Annotated in this window: 20 protein-coding genes; 12 read left to right on the top strand and 8 right to left on the bottom strand. The window is 39.7% G+C overall.

Translation table 11 applies throughout. The features are described from left to right. The first annotated feature begins 114 nt into the window (after positions 1 to 114). The 5 genes from EHS15_RS04715 to EHS15_RS04690 all read left to right on the top strand — a co-directional run bounded on the left by EHS15_RS04715 (position 115) and on the right by EHS15_RS04690 (position 6,501). Positions 115 to 879 (top strand): hypothetical protein, encoded by a 765-nt coding sequence (locus EHS15_RS04715; RefSeq protein ID WP_135759398.1) that lies wholly within the window; start codon positions 115 to 117, stop codon positions 877 to 879. A 145-nt stretch (positions 880 to 1,024) separates the two neighbouring features. Further along, positions 1,025 to 1,744: an HmuY family protein gene (locus tag EHS15_RS04710; RefSeq protein ID WP_135759397.1), complete on the top strand. Its 720-nt coding sequence runs from the start codon at positions 1,025 to 1,027 to the stop codon at positions 1,742 to 1,744. Between the two features lie 24 nt (positions 1,745 to 1,768). After that, the gene (locus EHS15_RS04705) at positions 1,769 to 4,264 is read left to right on the top strand and encodes a TonB-dependent receptor plug domain-containing protein (protein WP_135759396.1); all 2,496 of its coding nucleotides are present in this window, start codon (positions 1,769 to 1,771) and stop codon (positions 4,262 to 4,264) included. A gap of 177 nt (positions 4,265 to 4,441) precedes the next feature. After that, positions 4,442 to 5,194 carry a ceramidase domain-containing protein gene (locus EHS15_RS04700; RefSeq protein WP_135759395.1) on the top strand — a complete coding sequence of 251 codons (753 nt, stop codon included), beginning with the start codon at positions 4,442 to 4,444 and terminating at the stop codon, positions 5,192 to 5,194. 824 nt (positions 5,195 to 6,018) lie between these two features. After that, a complete protein-coding gene (locus EHS15_RS04690) occupies positions 6,019 to 6,501 on the top strand; it encodes an anthrone oxygenase family protein (protein ID WP_135759394.1) in 483 nt (160 codons plus the stop codon). Positions 6,502 to 6,667: 166 nt separating this feature from the next. On the opposite strand, the gene EHS15_RS04685 is transcribed toward EHS15_RS04690, so the two are convergent. The 4 genes from EHS15_RS04685 to EHS15_RS04670 form a co-directional block, all read right to left on the bottom strand. After that, complete coding sequence (locus tag EHS15_RS04685; RefSeq protein ID WP_135759393.1) at positions 6,668 to 8,251, bottom strand: aldehyde dehydrogenase family protein; 1,584 nt, start codon at positions 8,249 to 8,251, stop codon at positions 6,668 to 6,670. A 7-nt stretch (positions 8,252 to 8,258) separates the two neighbouring features. Further along, positions 8,259 to 9,596 carry a proline dehydrogenase family protein gene (locus tag EHS15_RS04680; RefSeq protein ID WP_135759392.1) on the bottom strand — a complete coding sequence of 446 codons (1,338 nt, stop codon included), beginning with the start codon at positions 9,594 to 9,596 and terminating at the stop codon, positions 8,259 to 8,261. Positions 9,597 to 9,709: 113 nt separating this feature from the next. Then, the gene (gene ppnP / locus EHS15_RS04675) at positions 9,710 to 10,024 is read right to left on the bottom strand and encodes a pyrimidine/purine nucleoside phosphorylase (protein ID WP_135759391.1); all 315 of its coding nucleotides are present in this window, start codon (positions 10,022 to 10,024) and stop codon (positions 9,710 to 9,712) included. A gap of 167 nt (positions 10,025 to 10,191) precedes the next feature. Further along, positions 10,192 to 10,749 carry a TetR/AcrR family transcriptional regulator gene (locus EHS15_RS04670; RefSeq protein WP_167884154.1) on the bottom strand — a complete coding sequence of 186 codons (558 nt, stop codon included), beginning with the start codon at positions 10,747 to 10,749 and terminating at the stop codon, positions 10,192 to 10,194. 183 nt (positions 10,750 to 10,932) lie between these two features. Between EHS15_RS04670 and EHS15_RS04665 the strand changes: the two genes are divergently transcribed. The 3 genes from EHS15_RS04665 to EHS15_RS04655 all read left to right on the top strand — a co-directional run bounded on the left by EHS15_RS04665 (position 10,933) and on the right by EHS15_RS04655 (position 13,538). Beyond that, positions 10,933 to 11,529, top strand: a complete 597-nt coding sequence (locus EHS15_RS04665; protein WP_135759389.1) for a TetR/AcrR family transcriptional regulator — start codon at positions 10,933 to 10,935, stop codon at positions 11,527 to 11,529. An 87-nt stretch (positions 11,530 to 11,616) separates the two neighbouring features. Beyond that, a complete protein-coding gene (locus EHS15_RS04660) occupies positions 11,617 to 13,227 on the top strand; it encodes an ArnT family glycosyltransferase (RefSeq protein WP_135759388.1) in 1,611 nt (536 codons plus the stop codon). After that, complete coding sequence (locus EHS15_RS04655; RefSeq protein WP_135759387.1) at positions 13,224 to 13,538, top strand: Cys-rich protein; 315 nt, start codon at positions 13,224 to 13,226, stop codon at positions 13,536 to 13,538. Before EHS15_RS04660 ends, EHS15_RS04655 begins: the two co-directional genes overlap by 4 nt. Here EHS15_RS04655 and EHS15_RS04650 read toward each other — a convergent pair. Continuing rightward, positions 13,535 to 14,008, bottom strand: coding sequence for a PaaI family thioesterase (locus EHS15_RS04650; protein ID WP_135759386.1), 474 nt, complete (start codon positions 14,006 to 14,008; stop codon positions 13,535 to 13,537). The two genes, EHS15_RS04655 and EHS15_RS04650, sit on opposite strands and share 4 nt — an antisense overlap. Positions 14,009 to 14,118: 110 nt before the next feature. On the opposite strand from EHS15_RS04650, the gene EHS15_RS04645 reads away from it, so the two are divergent. Further along, a complete protein-coding gene (locus EHS15_RS04645; RefSeq protein ID WP_135759385.1) occupies positions 14,119 to 14,712 on the top strand; it encodes a TetR/AcrR family transcriptional regulator in 594 nt (197 codons plus the stop codon). Between the two features lie 30 nt (positions 14,713 to 14,742). Here EHS15_RS04645 and EHS15_RS04640 read toward each other — a convergent pair whose 3' ends face one another. Together EHS15_RS04640 and EHS15_RS04635 are read right to left on the bottom strand one after the other, a co-directional pair. Next, positions 14,743 to 15,942 carry a chloride channel protein gene (locus EHS15_RS04640; RefSeq protein WP_210416295.1) on the bottom strand — a complete coding sequence of 400 codons (1,200 nt, stop codon included), beginning with the start codon at positions 15,940 to 15,942 and terminating at the stop codon, positions 14,743 to 14,745. Between the two features lies 1 nt (position 15,943). Continuing rightward, complete coding sequence (locus EHS15_RS04635; RefSeq protein ID WP_135759383.1) at positions 15,944 to 16,549, bottom strand: helix-turn-helix domain-containing protein; 606 nt, start codon at positions 16,547 to 16,549, stop codon at positions 15,944 to 15,946. 1,028 nt (positions 16,550 to 17,577) lie between these two features. On the opposite strand from EHS15_RS04635, the gene EHS15_RS19475 reads away from it, so the two are divergent. The 3 genes from EHS15_RS19475 (at position 17,578) to EHS15_RS19420 (ending at position 18,480) form a co-directional block, all read left to right on the top strand. Beyond that, the gene (locus EHS15_RS19475) at positions 17,578 to 17,838 is read left to right on the top strand and encodes a transposase (RefSeq protein WP_135759382.1); all 261 of its coding nucleotides are present in this window, start codon (positions 17,578 to 17,580) and stop codon (positions 17,836 to 17,838) included. Next, a complete protein-coding gene (locus EHS15_RS19425; protein ID WP_135759381.1) occupies positions 17,823 to 18,068 on the top strand; it encodes a transposase in 246 nt (81 codons plus the stop codon). The genes EHS15_RS19475 and EHS15_RS19425 overlap by 16 nt, the downstream gene beginning before the upstream one ends. Before the next feature lie 181 nt (positions 18,069 to 18,249). Beyond that, positions 18,250 to 18,480: a superinfection immunity protein gene (locus tag EHS15_RS19420; protein ID WP_135759380.1), complete on the top strand. Its 231-nt coding sequence runs from the start codon at positions 18,250 to 18,252 to the stop codon at positions 18,478 to 18,480. Between the two features lie 567 nt (positions 18,481 to 19,047). Here the strand turns inward: EHS15_RS19420 and EHS15_RS19470 are convergent. Then, a complete protein-coding gene (locus EHS15_RS19470) occupies positions 19,048 to 19,185 on the bottom strand; it encodes a hypothetical protein (protein WP_425460623.1) in 138 nt (45 codons plus the stop codon). Positions 19,186 to 19,206 lie beyond the last annotated feature (21 nt).

Genomic DNA, 19,206 nt, shown 5'->3' with positions numbered 1-19,206 from the left:
CTGTTCTTTTTTCGTATATGTACTGATAATGAGACTTATTCTCATAAACTTGTTGACAGAATCCACCTCAATTTAATTTTGAGACACAGAATCAAAATTTAGTGAGGAGAGCCTATGAACACGCTCAACAAATTCACAGCTCTAGCCCTGGCTTCTTGCCTTAGCTTAACATTCATTTCCTGCGAAGGTGATGATAAGAACGACAATACAACCGCCTTATTGGGATTAGTTTATGCCCAACAAGAAGCTGCAAAAAAATGTGAAACTAATTTCACGACCGGTAACAATACGAACCAACTTATTTGCACTCCATCTGCGGGTAAGGGTAGACACTTTCGCCTAGAAGGAATTAAAGCGAATCGTTCCGAAAATGCGAATGCTGCTTTCTACGTAGGATTTGGACAAGATTCTGCTTTAGTTGGTGCAAATACAACTCCAGTAGCAACTGCAGGATCCAACAAACTGCTTTTTACTTTTTATTCAGGAAGTTTTACAGGATCCGCTCCTTACGGACTAGTGTTTGCGAACTTTAGTAGCCAAACATATTATGCAACGACTACAGGTACAACGGGAGGAACTTCTCTTTATAATGACTATGTAGTTTCCGAATCACCAGAAACGGCATCTACTAGAGTTACTGTTTGTTTTGACGTAACTAGCAGCACTCCTCCTAGAGTGACCTTCTGGGCGACAGGAAAAAATGGAGCGGATTGCTCTAACACAGGGTCGCTTTCTCTAGCAAATGCTCTTTGGAGCAAAAACGATTGGACTACAAATGCTCCTATCGCTGACGGATCGATTGTTATAAAAACAGCAAGCAATGCTTCTGGAATTTATGTAACTAAGGTAGCTGTTTCTTCCGAGTCAGCTGTAAAATAATCGATCCTTTACGGTTTCTTTCTCGGCAGTCCTTTGGATGTGCCGAGAAAGGTTTCTTTTTTCCCTTGCTTGGAAAGGCCCAAATTTTTTATGTGAGATTGAGTCTCATTTTAGAGATCAAAAATCTCAAATCTGGAGGAATTCAATGAATTTCATCAACCAATCGTTTACATCGTTCTCAAAGACCCCGAACAAGGGAGTTACTTTTGCAATAGTCTTAATTTCTCTATTGTCTTTTCTTCCGAACTGTTCTCAAAAGCCAAAGTCGGATGACTCTTCTGCCGCACTGCTCTTATTACTCCAAGGTGGGGCAAGTGGTTCTAATATCAATTGCACTGCTGTCCCAGCGAATGCAGTGAATACCACTGGAACTTATACTTCCACAGTGAACGCATCTTCCAGCTGCGCTTGGGTGTACATCAGCTTGAAATCAGGCGGAGTGATGGTGGAGTCCACCGCACAGTGGGATATTGCACTTAAAAGATATAACGTAGCTACCAATAGTGGAACCAGCGGAACGGGAAGCGGCGGCGCTTGTGATTCCGGATCTACGAATTACGGTGCAGTCAACAGTGACCCTGGATGTACGAAAGTAGTAGATGTAAAACTTTCTTCTTCCGGAGGAGGGCCTGTGACCGCTTCTACGGAAAGCATCAATCCGGTTCTTGCTGCACCTTTGGATTTATCTCCTATGCCGTCCGGTTACGGTTCTTGGTACACTTATAACAATACAATCCTAACTGCAAAAACAAACGTATATATCATTACCGGAAGCGATGGCGCCAAATACGCAATACAAATGTTAGACTATTACAGCACTGCTGGAACTTCCGGTTATCCCAAATTCCAGTGGAAGAAGCTGTAAGTAATTTTCGGTTTTGATATTTAAATGAAAGTTTATTTTTCCAACTGCCGCTTGTTCAGCGGCAGATTTGCAACGCTCCTTTCTTTTTCCTTCTTATTCGGTTTCGTTTTTTTCCATTCGAACCTATTTGCACAAACCAACAATCCTCCTCAGGAGGATCCTTCTAAAAAAACGGAGGAAAAAACAAAAACTCCCAAACACGGGGAATCGGGGGTACAACCGAACGAATCCAGTTACGACAAGGGAAACATCATCACAGTTACAGGCACTAGGCGAAAAAACTTACTGAAAGATTCTACCATCACAACGGAAGTAATCACAAGAAAAGATATCGATGATATGGGCGCCAGAGATTTATCGCAAACCTTAGGAAACGTTCCCGGCATCGAGGTTCGTCCTGCACAATCAGGGGAAAGAGGTCAAACGGTCAGATTACAGGGACTTTCCGCACAAAACGTACTTATTCTTGTCGACGGGCAAAGAACAACCGGAAGATTCAGCGGATCGATCGATCTAACAAGGTTTAAAGCGGAAGATATCGAAAGAATCGAAATCGTAAAAGGGGCATCTTCTGCCATTTACGGATCCGATGCGATTGCCGGAGTCATTAATATCATCACCAAAGAAGCACAAGACCCTTTGTATGCGGAATTTCGAAGCCAGGGAGGAACAGGAAGCGAAAAATATTACGGCCCTTATATGGAGTTCAGAAATTACGCTTCCGTAGGTGTGAAGCGGGATAAAATTTCCACATTATTCACTGTAGGATGGCATAAGGGAGAAGGTTACGACTTAACTCCTGATGCAACACCGGGTCCTAGAAACGGAAGAATTTCTTCCTTAGCTCCAGGATACAATCCGTACCCTTCCGGAACTTCCATCGCCAACTCTTATATTTTGGCTACTCGATTCCCCGGTTATACTCCTCCTTTGGAAAGTACATCGGGAAGTGCCTTCAACGATATGAACCTGTCCAATAAGACAGTCTATCGTGTGAATGACGACTTAGCAATCACAGGGCAATTTTATTACAGACATTTGGATCAAAATGCGGTAGATGCATCTCCTCCTAGAACCGTCTATGACAGACGAAACAAAACTCATGATTTCATGGGGGCGTTGAACATGGATTGGGTGGTTACCCAAAAAGTGAATGTCAATTTAAATGCAAACTATTCCCGTTTTCAAGATCTTTATACGACGGATCAAAGAAAATCGGATGAACTGGATTCTCAACAAAGAACAGACAATGCTGTTACTGAATTCAGATCCAGAGTCGATTATAAGTTCGCTGAAAATCATGTCACTTCTGTAGGAGCCGAAAATTTGCAGGATCAAATTTCTTCGGCAAGAATCGCTCCCGATTGTAGAAGAAGTTATCCGGGAGTTTGTTTTGACGATTTTAATCCCGAATTGGTCAAAGGGCAGACAATCAACGGGCATGCTTATCGTTTTAGAAATGCATTTTATGTCCAAGACGAATGGAGAGTTTCAGACAAACCTAGAATTCAAATAGTACCGGGTGTTCGATATGATCACGACTCCTTATACGGAGGGGAATGGCTGCCTAAACTTGCCATTCGGTATGATGTTTCCGATAAATTTCGCCTAAGAGCTGCAAATGGGTTAGGATATAGAGCGCCTAGTTTCCAAGATTTGTATTTTAATTTCTTAAATCCGGGAGTAGGGTATCGGGTAGTAGGAAACTCCAACCTAAAACCGGAATTATCAAGAAGTTATAACTTTGGTTGGGAATGGGACATCACCAAAAGAATTTGGTACAGCACGAATTTATTTCATAATAATGTGGACAACCTGATCGGATTTCGAACTAACCCAGTTCGTGATGCGACAGGTCTTCAAGTGTTTCAAACTTCCAATTATCAAAAAGCCTCAACTCAGGGGATTGAATCTTCCATCAATATAAGATTTACGGACATTTTGTCCGCAGGAACGGGATATACTTATACGCATACAAGAGACGAATTGACAAGACTTCCTTTGGAAGGGAGAGGGCCTCATCGATGGAACTTCAACATTCGTATCGATGAAAAATCCTCCGGAATTTCGCTCTCTATCTTTGCGGTGGTTTTCGGTAAACAGCCGTACTATTGCATTAAAAATCCGTTCTGGTGTAACCCGGATCTTCCCGACAATTTTAACGGAATTGAAACAGTGATGAACAGCGAAGCGCAAAGAAATATCACAAATGTTCTGGCGACAGTTCCAGCGGCGCTCTCCGACTATTGTACGGATAATAATTTGTCGTATTGTACTACGAACTCCACTTACGGATATCGTATGGTCAACCCGCATACGAATTTGAATTTGAGACTCTCACAAAGATTTTTCGGCCATTTTCAATGGTTCGTAGGTGTGGACAATGCACTTGATGCTTGGGACTTACAATACAACAGCCAAAGGCCTCGATTCTTTTATTTCGGATTAGATGGTAAGTTCACATTCACGGAAGCGGAAAGACAAAACATCAAACCTCCTCCGGAACAAACGGGAAGTTAATTCAAAAAATCAAATAAAACATATTTCATAATCTCGGTTGCGAAACCTCCACGTTTGACTTCCGAGTTTTGATGGTCTTGGCTTTTTCCGGATAGAGAACTTGCATTTATTTTTGATTTAATATATATTTAGGTTTGAAGACGGACTACGAAAGTAGCAACATAAAACCATCTATTCATGAAAACGATCGCAGAGATTTTTACATCTTTACTGGTTCCGATGAACGGATGGGAAACAGTTCGTTCGGCAAGTTGTTTCCCCGAACAATGTTTTTGTGAAGCGGTCCACGAAGGATTCATCCGCCAACCAGCCAATACATATTCTTCACTCTCGTTTTGTCTTATAGCTCTCATCCTATATTTTTCCAAACCTAAAAGTGCGGCAAAAGAAATTTCTTTCTTTCATCACAAAGGGTTTCTTAGGATGTACTGCTTATCTTTGATTTGGATCGGACTAGGGAGTATGTATTATCATGCTTCTCTAAGTTGGCTCGGGCAGTTTTTAGATGTGACCGGAATGAATTTATATGCTGTTTTTCTTCTCGTCTTTCATCTATATCAAAAATATAAATTCAGCCCTATTCGTTTTTATTCTTATTATCTATTGCTTAACCTATTTGCGGCAGCACTTATATGGATATTCCCGGAAACAAGAAGATATTTATTCGCAATCATACTTCTTTTCTCTTTGCTCCCGCTCTTTGCAAATAAGGTAAAAAATAATTTCCAAACAAAATGGATCTTCCTTGCGTTATCTGTCCAAAGCATCGCATTGATCCTCTGGTATCTAGATTTGAAAAAAATCATTTGTTACCAAGACTCAATTCTACAGGGACATGCGATTTGGCATCTATTCGGCGCCCTCGCTTCCTATTTTGTGTATCGATATTATATCTCAGAAAAAATCATCTCTCATCAAAGCCTTAATTGAAGCAGATGGGCGCTTCGCATCCTTTCGAAATCTAAGAATTTCGTTCCAGGCCTGCGACCGCGCTCTCCGCTGCAATAAACGAAACAGTTTTTCTTAAGGAACGAAACGTATCTCTCGTGGTGGCGAAGGCAAGGATGCCGAAGCTCCGGAGTCGAAACAGGAGGTTTCGCGACCGAGAGCGTGAGACACGTTTCGTTTTATTTCCGCTTCGATCGCTAGCGCTGGGAAGCTCCATTTGTGTTTGATGATTAGATTTATATGGAATGCAACGGCTATGATTTGGAGTAGATTATTACGTGATGCAGCCTGCTACTTCCCATAATGTAATTTATGTCGCATTGCAATAATTAGGCGGTATATGGCAAGTCACATAGGTAACACATTAGATCACTCTCATGGGTAACACTTTTATTCATCAACCTTATGCAATGGCTTCTGATATTTCAAGACTTTACTTGTATATAAATCTAAAATACCAAGAATCGCATTCGTAAAGTAAAGTCTACAGTACCTATCAGAGATTTCTTCTAGCCCAACAACTTCATCCACAAGAGCCGCCAGAAAGAAAGATGCGATGTCCTTCACAATAGATATGACCTACATCATTCACTTCGGCGAGCATTATGTTGGTAGGATAGTAAGCCTTTGCAACCACCTCAGGGAATTGTCCACCACTGATATCTCTGTGAGTGCGATCGCTTATGAATTGGGATTTGAACATTCTCAGTCGTTTAGCAAATTTTTTAAAAGTAAAACGAATCCCTCTAATCACTCTAATTTTTGTATTGCAGCAACCTCCCAAAATGAGTTAACCTCAAAACCAAATGAATCTTCTCCATTTTATCTACCTAACCGCCTGTCTTACAACAGGACTGACCGCAGGAGTTTTCTTTGCCTATGAAATATCAGTCAACGGAGCACTTCACCGGCTGAAAGACTCCGAATACATCCGAGCCATGCAAGAAATCAATCGAGTCATCAAAAATATTTTTTTCCTAACTTCATTTTTAGCACCGGTTTTTCTTCTGCCGTATCTAACTTACACAGAGTTCTCCGATACAGGCTCCTTTTATTTACTTCTAACTGCATCTTCATCTTACATCGTAGGAACCTTCGCCATTACTGTGTTAGGGAACGTTCCCTTAAACGAACGTTTGGAAATTTTTAAAGAAGAGGAAGCGACTGTAGAGGAAAAAACAAAAGCACGGCAGGCATTTGAAATTCCATGGAATCGTTTGCACCGAATCCGAACCGTATTTTCTTTCTTCGCATTCGCTTTTCTTCTATTATCTCTACTTATTGAATAGGATCGTTCTGCGCCAGGGATCGTAGCGTAAATAAAACGAAACATATTTCATACATGTTTCGCAGTTAAAGAAGAAGTGTTTCGTTTGATTGCAGCGGAGAGCCCGGTCTGGATGAAATTATAATGAGTAGAGTAGAATCAATGCGAGGCGCCCTGTAGCCCTGTAATCACTCTGGGACGAATCCCCTTCTCATCGTATTTTCCGTCACAGAAATAGGTTCTAAGAACTGTTTTAAATAATCAGGACCTCCCGCTTTACTTCCCACACCGGACAATTTGTATCCACCAAACGGCTGCCTATCCACTACCGCTCCCGTGATCCCTCGATTGATATAAAGATTTCCTACTTCGAAGTTTTCTTTTGCGAACAAAATGTTCTCCGGATTTCTGGAATAAACTCCTCCCGTAAGCGCATAGTCGGTACCGTTTGCCAGTCGAATTCCTTCTTCGAAAGTTTTGACGCGGAATAAAGTCACGTAAGGGCCGAAAAACTCATCCTGACCTAACGGAGATTTAGGATCCTTCTCCTCGAAAATAATCGGATCTACATAATGACCGTTCTTTTTGGTTTCTTCAGGAATCGAATGTCTATAATAAACATGGGAAGCGAATAAGGAAGCAACGGACTCCAATCTGGATCGGGAATCCGAATCGATCACAGGACCTATCTTACAAGAAAAATCTTCCGGAGAACCGCATTTCCAAGAAGAAAGAGCATCCGCAAAACGAGACTTAAACGAATCATAACATGAATCCAGCACGATCAATCTAGAAAGCGCACTACATTTTTGCCCTTGAAACCCGAAAGAGGAGTGCAAAGCTCCGGAAACCGCCTCATCCAAATCGGCATCTTCATCGATGATCATCGCATTTTTTCCTCCCATCTCAGCCAATACTCTTTTAACGAACTTATATTTGGGAACAGAAGCACGTTCGATCATTCCCAATCCTACTTTACGGGATCCCGTAAAATTAACCGTATGTATCAAAGGATGAGTGACCAAAAACTCACCTACCTCCTCCCCTCTCCCCGGGAGAAAATGAAGAGCCTGCTTAGGAACTCCTGCTTGGATAAGAATGTTGTACAATTCGAACGCAACTGCGGAAGATTGTTCTGCAGGTTTCATAATCACAGTATTCCCTGCAACCAAAGGAGCGACAGTCATACCGCAAAGAATCGCCAAAGGAAAGTTCCACGGAGAAATGACGGCAGTCACCCCTCTAGGAATATATCCGTACATATTTTCCTCTCCGGGGAGATTTCTCTCTCTAGTTCGGAATAAGATCTCCGCTTCTACCGCATAAAATTCGCAAAAATCAATCGCTTCCGCGATCTCGGCATCAATATCCTTGATCCCCTTCCCTACTTCCAAGGAAATAAGGGCGAAGAGTCTATACCTCTTTTGCCGCAACAACGAAGCCGCCTTTCGTAAAACCGAAGCCCGATTCTCTGGTTTTTCTTTTTTCCAAGCCGCAGAATAAGTATGTGCAGAAGCAACTGCTTCCTCCGCATCCACAAGGTTCGCATAACTTACAATAGAAATAGACTCTTTCAAAAAAGCAGGATTGTACGAAACCACTTCTCTACCGGAAAGTTTCTCCATACCTGCAACGACCGGACAAAAACGAAGAGGGAGCTCCTTCCTCAAATCGAAAAAGGCTCTGGACAACTTCTCTCTTTCTTCCTTCGAAGTAAAATCGATCAAAGGTTCGTTTCGAAAGGGAAAAGCATTTTTATCCGTTTTTGTCATTTGGCACCTAACTCAGATAAAGAAGTTTTTCTCTATCCTTCCGATTGGAATTTATATTCTTCAAAAAACCTTCATTCGTAGAGTTTTCCAAAAGCCTTCTCACTAAATACGCCATACCTGGAATCGTTTCTCCCAAAGGAGAATACTCTCTTAGTAAAATGCCCGAAGAAAGGATCGCTTTTTTATAAGGCTCCGCCATTCCGTACAACATCTGCACTTCGATAAAATCTTTGGGAACCAACAGTTCTTCTGCCCGAACCAAAACATAAGACAAACTACGAACATTATGTGAAGCGAAAGCGGGCCTGATCTTGGGATAGGAACGAAGCAGAAGATTCGTACAAACTTCGTAGTTTCGATCCGTATCTTTTTTATTTGAAAATACGGGAACTTCCCAGCCTTTCCAACCCGCCTGGATCACTTCAAATTCCCAATAAGCTCCTTTCACCAAACGAACCGTTAACGGAAATTTTCTGCTTTCTGAAACGGAGATTACTTTTTCCAAATCGGAAAAAGAGGATTTTAAGTAAGCCTGGATCACAATCCCGAAATGAGGATAGGAATTATATTTCTCTTCCGAAAAAATCTCCAAAGCGGCGGTAAGGATGATATCTTTCGTTTCATACTGCTCCATATCCAAATTGATAAATATGTTTTTTGAAAGCGCAGAATCCAAAATAGGTCTCAATCGATTCTTTAATTCGGTTACGGAAAATTCAAAAGCAAGAGGATCCATCTGAGAGAAAATGGAAGAACATTTTACGGAAACGTTTCCTGCAGGTTCCTTCGGAAAATGAGACGATCGAATCGAAGAAAGTTTTTTATCGGAAGCGATTCCTTCCAGTAAGGAAATGTATCTTTCCGAATAACGCTTCGCTTCTCCTTCGGAAAGTACCGCCTCTCCTAATATATCGATAGTACAAACCATACCGGATCGATAACGATCCAGAATTTTCTTTCTACCGGATTCATAATCTCTGCCTAAAATAAAAAATCGGGAAAAAAGACGTATTGACCATTTAACAAATACTACAACGAAAAAGCTCGTAAAAGGATTCGATAACAGAACGGAACCCAAAGCAGCCAAATAAAAAGGAATTTCTGTTTTCGTTTTGAGAAAGTAAAGATCGATGTATTTCGCTGTTTGGGAAAAAGAAACTAAGGAAGGGAATAAATCGACAAAACGGAAGGACTGAAGTTTAAAAAGAGGCCTGTTCTCTAAAAAAGCAAGGGCTTTGGAAAAAAATTGATAAGGATGCAGAGAACTCGAAAAGGAATCGCTGATCCGAAAAATCTCCTTTCCCTTTTCGAGAATTTTTTCATTCGTTTCCCCGGGCTCCACCATAAACAATAGAATCCCATTTTACGACAAAAGATGCAAATGATTGTTACATTTTTATGTATTTATCATCAAAGAAAAAACCGTTCATAAAAGATCGATGTTACCTGAACATAGTTTTAAGAAATATAGGAACAGCAATAGTCCGTTACCGTTTCTATTTTCAATTTGAATTTAGAATTGGCAGGCACTTCGAAAGTATAGGTTCCTTTGATTTCGATCCAAGCATCGGAACCGGGCAGTTGGATTTTCAGGTTTCCAGCAAGAATCTCCATAATTTCTTTTTGATCCGTTCCGAATTCATAGTCTCCAGGAAGCATAATTCCCAAAGTTTTTTTCTCTCCGTTTTCAAAGAGTACGGTTCTGCTAGTCACCTTGCCTTCATAATATACGTTCGCCTTTTTTACAACAGTGACCGATTTAAATTGATCCATTTTTTCACCCGATAAGAAGTTTAAATTTATAATTAAAACAAACTTGGAATAGATTCCAAAATCACCAACTGTTTTTACCCTATTTTCCAACCAGAGAAAGATCGTATGCATCTAAGAAAGGACAAAAAAGCGCTGAAAAAACGGGGAAATCCACCCTAATCGTCTTTTTATAATCCTTCTTTTTTATCCTTAAATATCTTAAGAACCATTTTTTTACCTCTTGTTAGGTGCTCTTTTTCTCCATCCAAAAGATATTCAACTAATGCACCCTGGACTAAGTATCGAAACAAAAAAACATCTTCCGAATTCTTAACACCCAAATAAGACTCAATGATCTTTTCTTCCTTGCGGTTCAGATAAACAAAACCCGATTCGGTTCTGGAAAGATATTTCTGAAGTTCCCCGGAACTGTCTTCATGAAGAAATACTGAAACTAAAAGTTTCATTTCTTTCGCATGAGATGAAAAATGTTGGAACAAAACATCCACCCAAGTCAAAAATCTATGCGCAGGAGCTAAAGTTTCCTCAACAGATTCTATGATTTTAATCAGAAGTTCTTTCTCCCGATTAACAATTGTTTCTAAAATCTGCTCCTTATTCGTGAAATAACGGAAAATAAGAGACTTAGAAACAGAGGCATTTTTAGCGATAGCAGAGATGGATGCGCCCTCATAACCTCTTTTAGAAAAAAGATCTAAAGCAGATTTTTCGATAATTCTACTCACATTGCTTTTAATTTCTTCATTTTGCTCAAAAGTTCGGGGCATTCTAGAATGGTACTTTAGGATGACCGATCGGTCAACGAAAAAAATGGGAACCCTCTGGTCAATTTATTAGTATATCAACTAATCCAAACATAAAAAGTGTTTGATTTGTCGTCTTATATACTAATCGTTTGAGTTAGCGCTATGTTGATGATTAAAGTAGATAATAAAAAACAATTAGCAAGGGAGAAATCGATTCAAAGCATTCGAGACTCTGCAGTGCATTTGTTTTCTAAACACGGCTTTTCAGCAACAACCATGGAGATGATCGCCAAACACGCAAAAGTATCGAAAGGACTCGCTTACAATTATTTTAAAAGTAAAAATCAAATCTTCGAACTCATCATCGACGAACATCTTTCCAAACAAGAAGCCATCTACAAGACCATCTCCCCCAGCCAGTCTGCACAAGAATACTTGCGTGAATTCTTTCAAAAGGCGATCGATTTCGCCATGCAAGAAAAAAAGACATTCATCCTAATTACAGTTTGTCTCTTTCAACCCAACTCTGTCACACTTTCCAAAAAAATGACAGAGAGCATTGAAAGAAGATTTGCTCCCTTTAAAGAGGCAATGAGAGATCGATTTCGAAGCCTCGACATAAAAGATCCTGATGCGGAAATGTTATTCGTGAAAACCTTCATGCACGGAATCTTAATGAATCAGTGCACCCAGCAGGGAGACAATTTCCCTAAGATGAAGATGGTAGAACTTTTCCTCCAAAGATACGCCCCAAAATAAAATTTTTCGGATTTTCCCTTTTAAATCGCAATTTTATTTTTCATTTTATTGACTGACTGGTCAGTAATAAAATTTCTGGAACTAGAGATGGTTTATCTATTTTTATTCCTAGTTTCTCTTCTCGCCTTCCTACCTCATCTGGGCGACCCAAGCCCTTTGTTTCCACAAGGGGATGAGGTGATGCACATTCGGACAATTCGGGAAAGTTTGCAGGTAAACCATTGGTTGGTTCCGGAACTCACCGGTTTTCCCAATCCTTACAAACCTCCCCTGCTCTTCTGGTTAGGAATCTATTCAGATAGAATCTTCAGCATACATTTCTTCTGGGAAAGATTTGTATCCGCACTCTTCGGAAGCTTCTCCACTCTTTTGGTTTATCGGCTGGGATTCAGCTTCAGCAACTCCGGAAGGATGGCATTGTTGCTCGCATTCAGTTTTTTATTATCTTTCGGAACATGGAAATTCTCCAGACTCGTTATGATGGAAGAAGCGATGGTATTTTTTTATCTCGCTTTCGTAACCTTATTCCTCAAATTCGATAGAGATAAAAAGAATCTTTATCTTATACTCGCATATTTAACATTAGGTGCAGGATACTTACTCAAAGGACCTATTCTTATCGTTTATGGACTTCTCACTCATTTCTCTTTTTTTCTAGTCGATTGCATCAGATTAAGGAAAGGAAAGTTTTTCTTTGAAAAAGATAAGCTCAAACACTACTTCCGGCAAATCCCCTTTGTACTGTTTGCTTTCCTAATACCCGTATTATGGATTTCTTATCTGAATTTTTTCCACGAATACGGAAAGGCACTTCTCAAATTCTTTTTCATCACGGAAAACCTAGGTAAGTTCGGAGATACAAACCAATCTTTTTTGCGAATCTTAGGCGGCTGGATCTTATACACTCTTCCCTTTACCATCCCTTTGTTTTCAGTTCTTAAAAAAGGACTGATCGAACCCATCTCTACGATGAAACAAAGAGTAGGAAGAGGACTTTTATCCGCATTATTTCTTCTAAGCATATTGCATTTACTTCCTAACAGAAAAGATCCTTACTATATACTTCCTTTTGCAGGATTGTTTTTTACACTCCCCGCCATTTACTTCAATTACGAAGACTGGCTTAGCAAAATAGGAAGTTTTTGGAATCAGATCTTTCTTATCGTTTGTTACCTTGCGGTTGCATTATTCTCATTGTATCTAGGAAATTATTTTTCCTTTTTACTCATCTTACTATTTTCTTTTTCTATCTCCCTTTCCTTATATTTTAAAAAGAATAAGTCGTATGTGACCATTCTTGCGAATCTTCTCTTTGTCCCTTTGATAGGATTCACATCAATCCTGCCTTTGCAAGATCCGAACATAGAACAAGATGCTGTTTTTTTAGAAGATACGGAAGTCTGCGTCACAAGCGAAAATCCTTGGGGGGCGATGGATTTGGCAAATCGTTTGCCCCATCACAAAATCACATATTCCCCTCCCAGTGCAGCAGAGGCAGTATGTTCGGCACAACATCTTCCCATTCTAGTATTTGCAGAGTTCTATCAGCCGAACGAAAGTTATAGAGAAGTACAACGATGGTTTTTATGGAAATTACCCAAAGAATTTCATTATGAGGATGTCCTGGATCTATTGGAACATCCCCAATCTTTACGTTTTAAAAAATCGGTTCGTTATTACAGGCAGGAGGCAAAATGAAAAAACATATCTACCTATTGTTTCTTTTGATCGGGTTTTTGACATGGGATCTATTGAAAACTTCAAACCATGCGTTCGGGATCAAAGGAGGAGCAAATGCATTGGAACGATGCCCGGTCATTTGTGAAAATTTAACATCTTGTATGGATTCGCAAAATCTATCCAAAGACGATAAGATGATCGTCCGCATATCCTGTGAAACATTCTGCACGAAACAATTCAAAGTAATGGAATCGTGCGGATCTACGGAGAACTTCTCCTGTTCCGAATCGCAGAAATGTTTTTATGAAAACTTAGGCAAGGGATATTAATCCCCTGCCCCTGCGGGAATTTTAAGTATCAATAAATTCGTTGTTGCGGTTGCTAAGAGTTTTCCTTTCTCTGTGCGCATTTCCGCAGTCATGTGAATCGTGGAAAAACCTTTTGCTTCCACTTTCGCTTCTACGACCACTTTTTGCTCAGTAGCAACTCCTCGAATGTATTGAATGTTCATATCGATGGTAGTGGTCGGTTTTTTCGCCACCAAATAACTGAGAGGACCGAAAGCATTATCGAAAGCGGCTGCGATATAACCGCCTTGCATCATTCCCATAGGATTCGTTTGGTTTTCCATAACGGGAAAGGATACGGTGATGCTTTTATTTTTAACATACCCTTCTATAGAAGCCTTCATATCGATAAAGGAAGGAGGAGGAATTGTGATTTTACGGTTTCCTGCCTGAAACTCCGAAGACATTTCTCTCAAAATTTGATCCGTTTCTTCTGCGCTTAATTGACTCATAGAGCACCTGCCTAAACCAATGTTACGGACGGTAACATTAAAAACAATAAATTTCCTGACGGAATCGGTAAAAATGTTGCCTTTGGTAACATATATTTTTTCATTTAAGAATGCGAAAAACCGCCTACCATCACGGGGATCTCAAAAATGCCCTTTACAAGGCTTGTCATAGACTTCTGAAACAGAAAGATCCGAAAGAAATTTCACTCCGTTCTGTTGCAGAGATTGCAGGAACTTCTCACGCCGCCATCTACAGACATTTTAAGGATAAAGACGAATTATTGGAAGTAATGGCTGCTTTCGGTTTCGAGAAATTAGCGAATGCACAAAAAAAAGCCTTTGAAAAGATCAAACACCCGAAAGAAGGTTTCGTAGCATTAGGACTTGCTTATATCAAATTCGCAGTTTCCAATCCCAGCTATTACAAACTGATGTTTCAAACAAAACGAACGAAGGTATCTTTAAATTTAAGAAGATCCCAAATCCGTTCTTATTCAGTGCTTCTCCATTCCTGCAAAGTTTACTTAGATTCCGTGGGTAAAAAAACAAACCCGAAAGAATATGCAATGATGGCCTGGTCGTTGGTTCACGGTTATTCCAACCTGGTGATTGAAACCGATTTTCCCAAAACAGAGGCTGGCTCTATGAAAAAACCGGTTTTAGTTTTGGCAGAAGACATATTGAGAAGATCCGTCGATCTTTGATCCTTCCTTTATGAACAAAATCTACCTTGTCTAAGTTTCTATTTTTATTTTCGGAAGTTGAGATTCATAGATGCTGATCTTTCCCGAAACCAAATAAGAAACCACGCATATAGAAAAAATAAATACAAATCCTTCCATACCGAAAAGCTCCATTCCCATCACAGTACATGCGAGAGGAGTCTTCGTAGCTGCGGAAAAAACTCCCACCAAACAAAGTGCAACGACGAGCGAAAGAGAAAGAGGAGTGAAAGAAAAAATCGCATTTCCTAAAGTCGCACCGATGAAAAACAAAGGAGTGACTTCTCCCCCCTTCCAGCCGGAAGAAAGTGTGAGAACGGTAAAAAAGATTTTGAGTAAAAAATCAAACTTAGGCAGTTCCGTATGAAAACTGGAAAGGATGGTTTCCAAACCCAAGCCCATAAATCTCTGCATGTCCGCAGATAAAAAGATCAAAAGTAAAATAAGTCCTCCTACGAAAGGACGCAATATAGGGTGCGGAATGTATTTTCGAAACAAACTTGAAGTGAACCTACCGGAGCGAATGAACAAATAAGCCACTGCACCGCAGACAATTCCGCAAAACAAAACATATATCCAACTCTCCATGTTTAATTTGGAAAAATCGGGACGAATGAAACGAGTATGAACCACTCCCCATTGCAGACAAACTCGGTCGGCAATCCATCCTGCCAACAGACTAGGAAATAAATAACGATACTGAAACTTTCGAAAGACCATTACTTCCAAAGCAAAAATGGCTCCTGCAAAAGGAGTCCCGAAAACGGATGCAAAACCGGCGCTCACTCCTATAATGAGTAAAATCTTTCTTTCTACTTCGTCTAACGAGAAAAAGCGTGAGATTTGATCCACGATGGCTCCTCCCATTTGAACAGCGGTTCCTTCCCTTCCGGCAGATCCTCCGACAAGATGGGTAAGAAGAGTGGACACATAAATCAATGGAGCCATACGAAACGGCAAAACAGATTTCGGATCTTGAAATTCCTCTATTATCAAATCGTTCCCTTTCCCGGAACTAGCACCGTACGAATGATATACGAAACCCAAGAATAGTCCTGCGACAGGAAGCAGATAGATCGTCCAAGGATGAGAAAATCGAAAATCAGTCACAAGATCCAAGGAAACCAAAAATAGTGCACTGGCAGATCCGACCACGGCTCCCGCTAAAGAGGAAATGAATCCCCATTTCAAAACATAACGAAAGATATTCATTTCAACCGACGGCAAGCTGTAAGGAATCGAAGATTCGTTTGTAATGGAAAGGGATCTCTTTTTCCAAACGAACGGATCCATTCTCGAAATGTAAAAATTTCAAAATCTGCAGTTGAGTTGTTTTAGGAAACTTTTTCAAATTCCTTTCCCATCTCTCTTTTATACTTTCTTTTACATTTTCTTTTATAAGAGATAAGGGTTTTCCCTCCTTGATGGGAGTTCTGTTTGTCTCCTTTACTTTCGGGGAAAACAAGAATTCCTTTTTCTCGGGAGTCTTGAACTCCTGGTTTTGGGATTCTAAAGAAGGAACTTCGAACAAAGTGTACGTATCGTTTTTGCCTTGCCCGTTTCTTTTTGCGAAAACATATCCTAAATCGATCAGCCTTTTTTTCGCTTTGATGACTGTGTTTTTGCCTAGCCCTGATCGTTTGCAAAGGGTTTCCCCTTCGTCTTCCCAAGAGTTTCCCAATTTGGGAAAACAAGAATTTCCGGAGCCACAGAAACTCCATAAGGCTCCGTAAACGGACATGAGTCTGGCTCTTTCTTTGGGCAGGATTCTTTTATCTTTCATGAAATGAATGGGAATTCGGATGTACGTTCCTTTCATAATCTGTCACCTAACTTAAATTTTCTAAAGGACAGAAGATTTCAAAGCCTGAAGACAAAGCTAAAGCACCGTCCCCTACTCTATTTTTTGGGGAACGTAAATATATCTCGAACTGTCTCTTCGGCGGGAGCCGAAATCTCGCGTGACCCCTTATTGTCGGAGAAGGGATTATGTCACTTTAGAATTACTGGTACAATAATCCCCCCGGTACCCTGTCAATAAAAATTATGTCACTTTCCGGTGACGAAAATAAGGGAGAGTGGGGCGCCTGGTCCAGCTCTTCGCTCCAATCAAACGAAACGCCCCTATAAGGCTGCGAAACTGAAGCTGTGAGTGTTACCACCGAGAGAGAGGATTGCGTTTCGTTTGGATTTCCGCTGCGATCTGGGGCGTGGTATGAATTGGTTTTCGAGGAAAAGTTCCAGGGAAAGACTCCGACATCTTCCCCTGGAGTTTGCGAGATTCCGTATTAGGAACGTACTCAATCACTCTCTCAGATACAAAAGAAAGTACAAGGATTTTTTTATCTTAAGGTGGATTTTTTTGGGGAGGGGGGGGGTTCGTATCATTTCTATTGCTTAATTCTTTTAAGTGAACATGACTTTGTGCTTAAAATCATTTTTCCAATTAGAAGAGGTGTGACCACTGCTTCTTTACAAAACTGTCAGGTGAATACTATACTAGCACACTAAAAATCCCTAGAATTCGCTCAGGAACTCAATTTAGACCCGCGATCCTTCCTCCTCATTGGAAACGTATCGACAAAGATTATGAAGAGTTAATCATCGCGATGTTATCCAACGGTTAATCTTGTGCACAAATTGAACGATCCTGTAAAAAACTACCTTTCTCAAAAGATACTTTAAATGATGCTCTCGATTTTGTCGCTGAATGGATTACTATAAATCCAGACCTTTCGATAAAGAATGGATTTCCGTTTTCATCGATGCATGCCATACACAAATGAGAGATGAAAATAGAAGAAATCAAAAGACTGTTATTTTCGTTGCTTGCGGAATCCAAACGCGATGGAACCAAGGAAATATTGGGCTTTCGGACTCTCAAAGGTTCAGAAACTAAAGCTTTCTGGACCGATGGCTTACAGACAAATATGTATGGTTCACCTAGCACGAAATCTACACCATAATTTATCAAAGGCTAATTCTAAAGAAGCTATGCGACTCTGGAGAGATATCAAAGATGCCAGAGACTTTAATGAAGGAGAAATTTATTTTAATAATTTAGTTGATCTTGTCAAATTGGAAAACAGGATATGGCTGATCTTTTAAAGAAACAAAAAGATCACTATCTCACTTTTTTGCTTTTTCCGGAAGATACTAGAAAACATTTTTATACCACCAACGCTGTCGAATCTATTAACTCCGGGATTGAAAGAATGAGAAACGATTTAGGTGGTTACTTTGCCAGCACTAGGTTTTTAGAAGTTAACCTTTTCATTCAGTTTTGCAATCTACATGGTCTATGGTCCAGAAAGCCTATTCCTGCTATTAGCAGCTAATATTTATGGGCTCAACCAACTTTTTGATTTGGGGTATGGAAATAATATGGGATACTGATTTACACAATTTTTTGATATAATCCCGCGGTGGCGAATGCATTAAATTCCATTTGCAAATCAGGATAGTTTAAATTAATATGAATTACTTAGTGAATTTAAAACTGATAAATTCGGAGAGTCAATGAATCAATTTGCATTAAAGAACATAGGGATTTGGGAAATTGTAATTCCTGGATTGTTATTTTGTGCTTTCATCTGTTTGTATTTCTTGCCAACCATCATTTCGATTTTCAAAAAATCAAATATGCTGAAAGTATTTCTCACCAACCTCTTTCTGGGGTGGACGTTTTTGGGCTGGATTTACTCATTGATTATTTCTATTAAGAAACAAAAAATAAGTAATTCGTTGTAACAGATGCTTTATTAGAATTTTCATGAGCGAGGATTCGAATATCTATCAAATACTATTTAGATATTTAAGGTTATTTTTTTATTCTTATATTTTGCGTAGTAAGCCAATGCATTATGAGAAGTGTCTGTTGCAGTCAAATCTTGTAGTATCAAGTCTTCAGTTCAGATTGACCCATATTAATGATTCGAGAAAGAATAAATACTTTCTTGAATACCAAAATTCCTTCCAGCCTATTGTCTTAGGTAAATTTACTGCGAACAATGGGAAAACGGAAATCTTTCTTAAGATGAGATTAGGCTATAATGTTGGCATCGCTCTTAGTTCATTTATTTTACTTTTTACCATATTCTTTATCAAATCATTAGTATTGATTTTTTTAACAAAGATTGTAACAATTAAGAGTTTTGTGTTTGGTGGAGTGATAGTCTTTTCTTACTTCCTAAGCTTATTACTTTTTCGTTATGAGTGTAATATCGTGAAAAAAGACTTGATACAATTATTTAAAGCAAAAAGGATTTCTCAATAGTCGCTTCAAAGGAATAAGAGAATTTGTTAAAAGTATTCGATTTATCTAGGAGTCGCCCAAAAAATCGAACAGACATTGGCTAGCTCATTTAAAATGAATTCTTTTGGTGACATCATTTTTAATCCTTTATGGGGAGCAAAAGTATTGTAGTCGTCAATCCAATTATGAATTTTAATCATAACTTCTTCTGCATGGTTTAA

Origin of the sequence: Leptospira idonii (assembly GCF_004770995.1) — a bacterium.
In the GTDB taxonomy this organism is placed as follows: domain Bacteria; phylum Spirochaetota; class Leptospiria; order Leptospirales; family Leptospiraceae; genus Leptospira_A; species Leptospira_A idonii.
The sequence above is the reverse complement of the archived record's forward strand: the minus strand, read 5'-3'. Positions and strand labels throughout refer to the sequence as shown.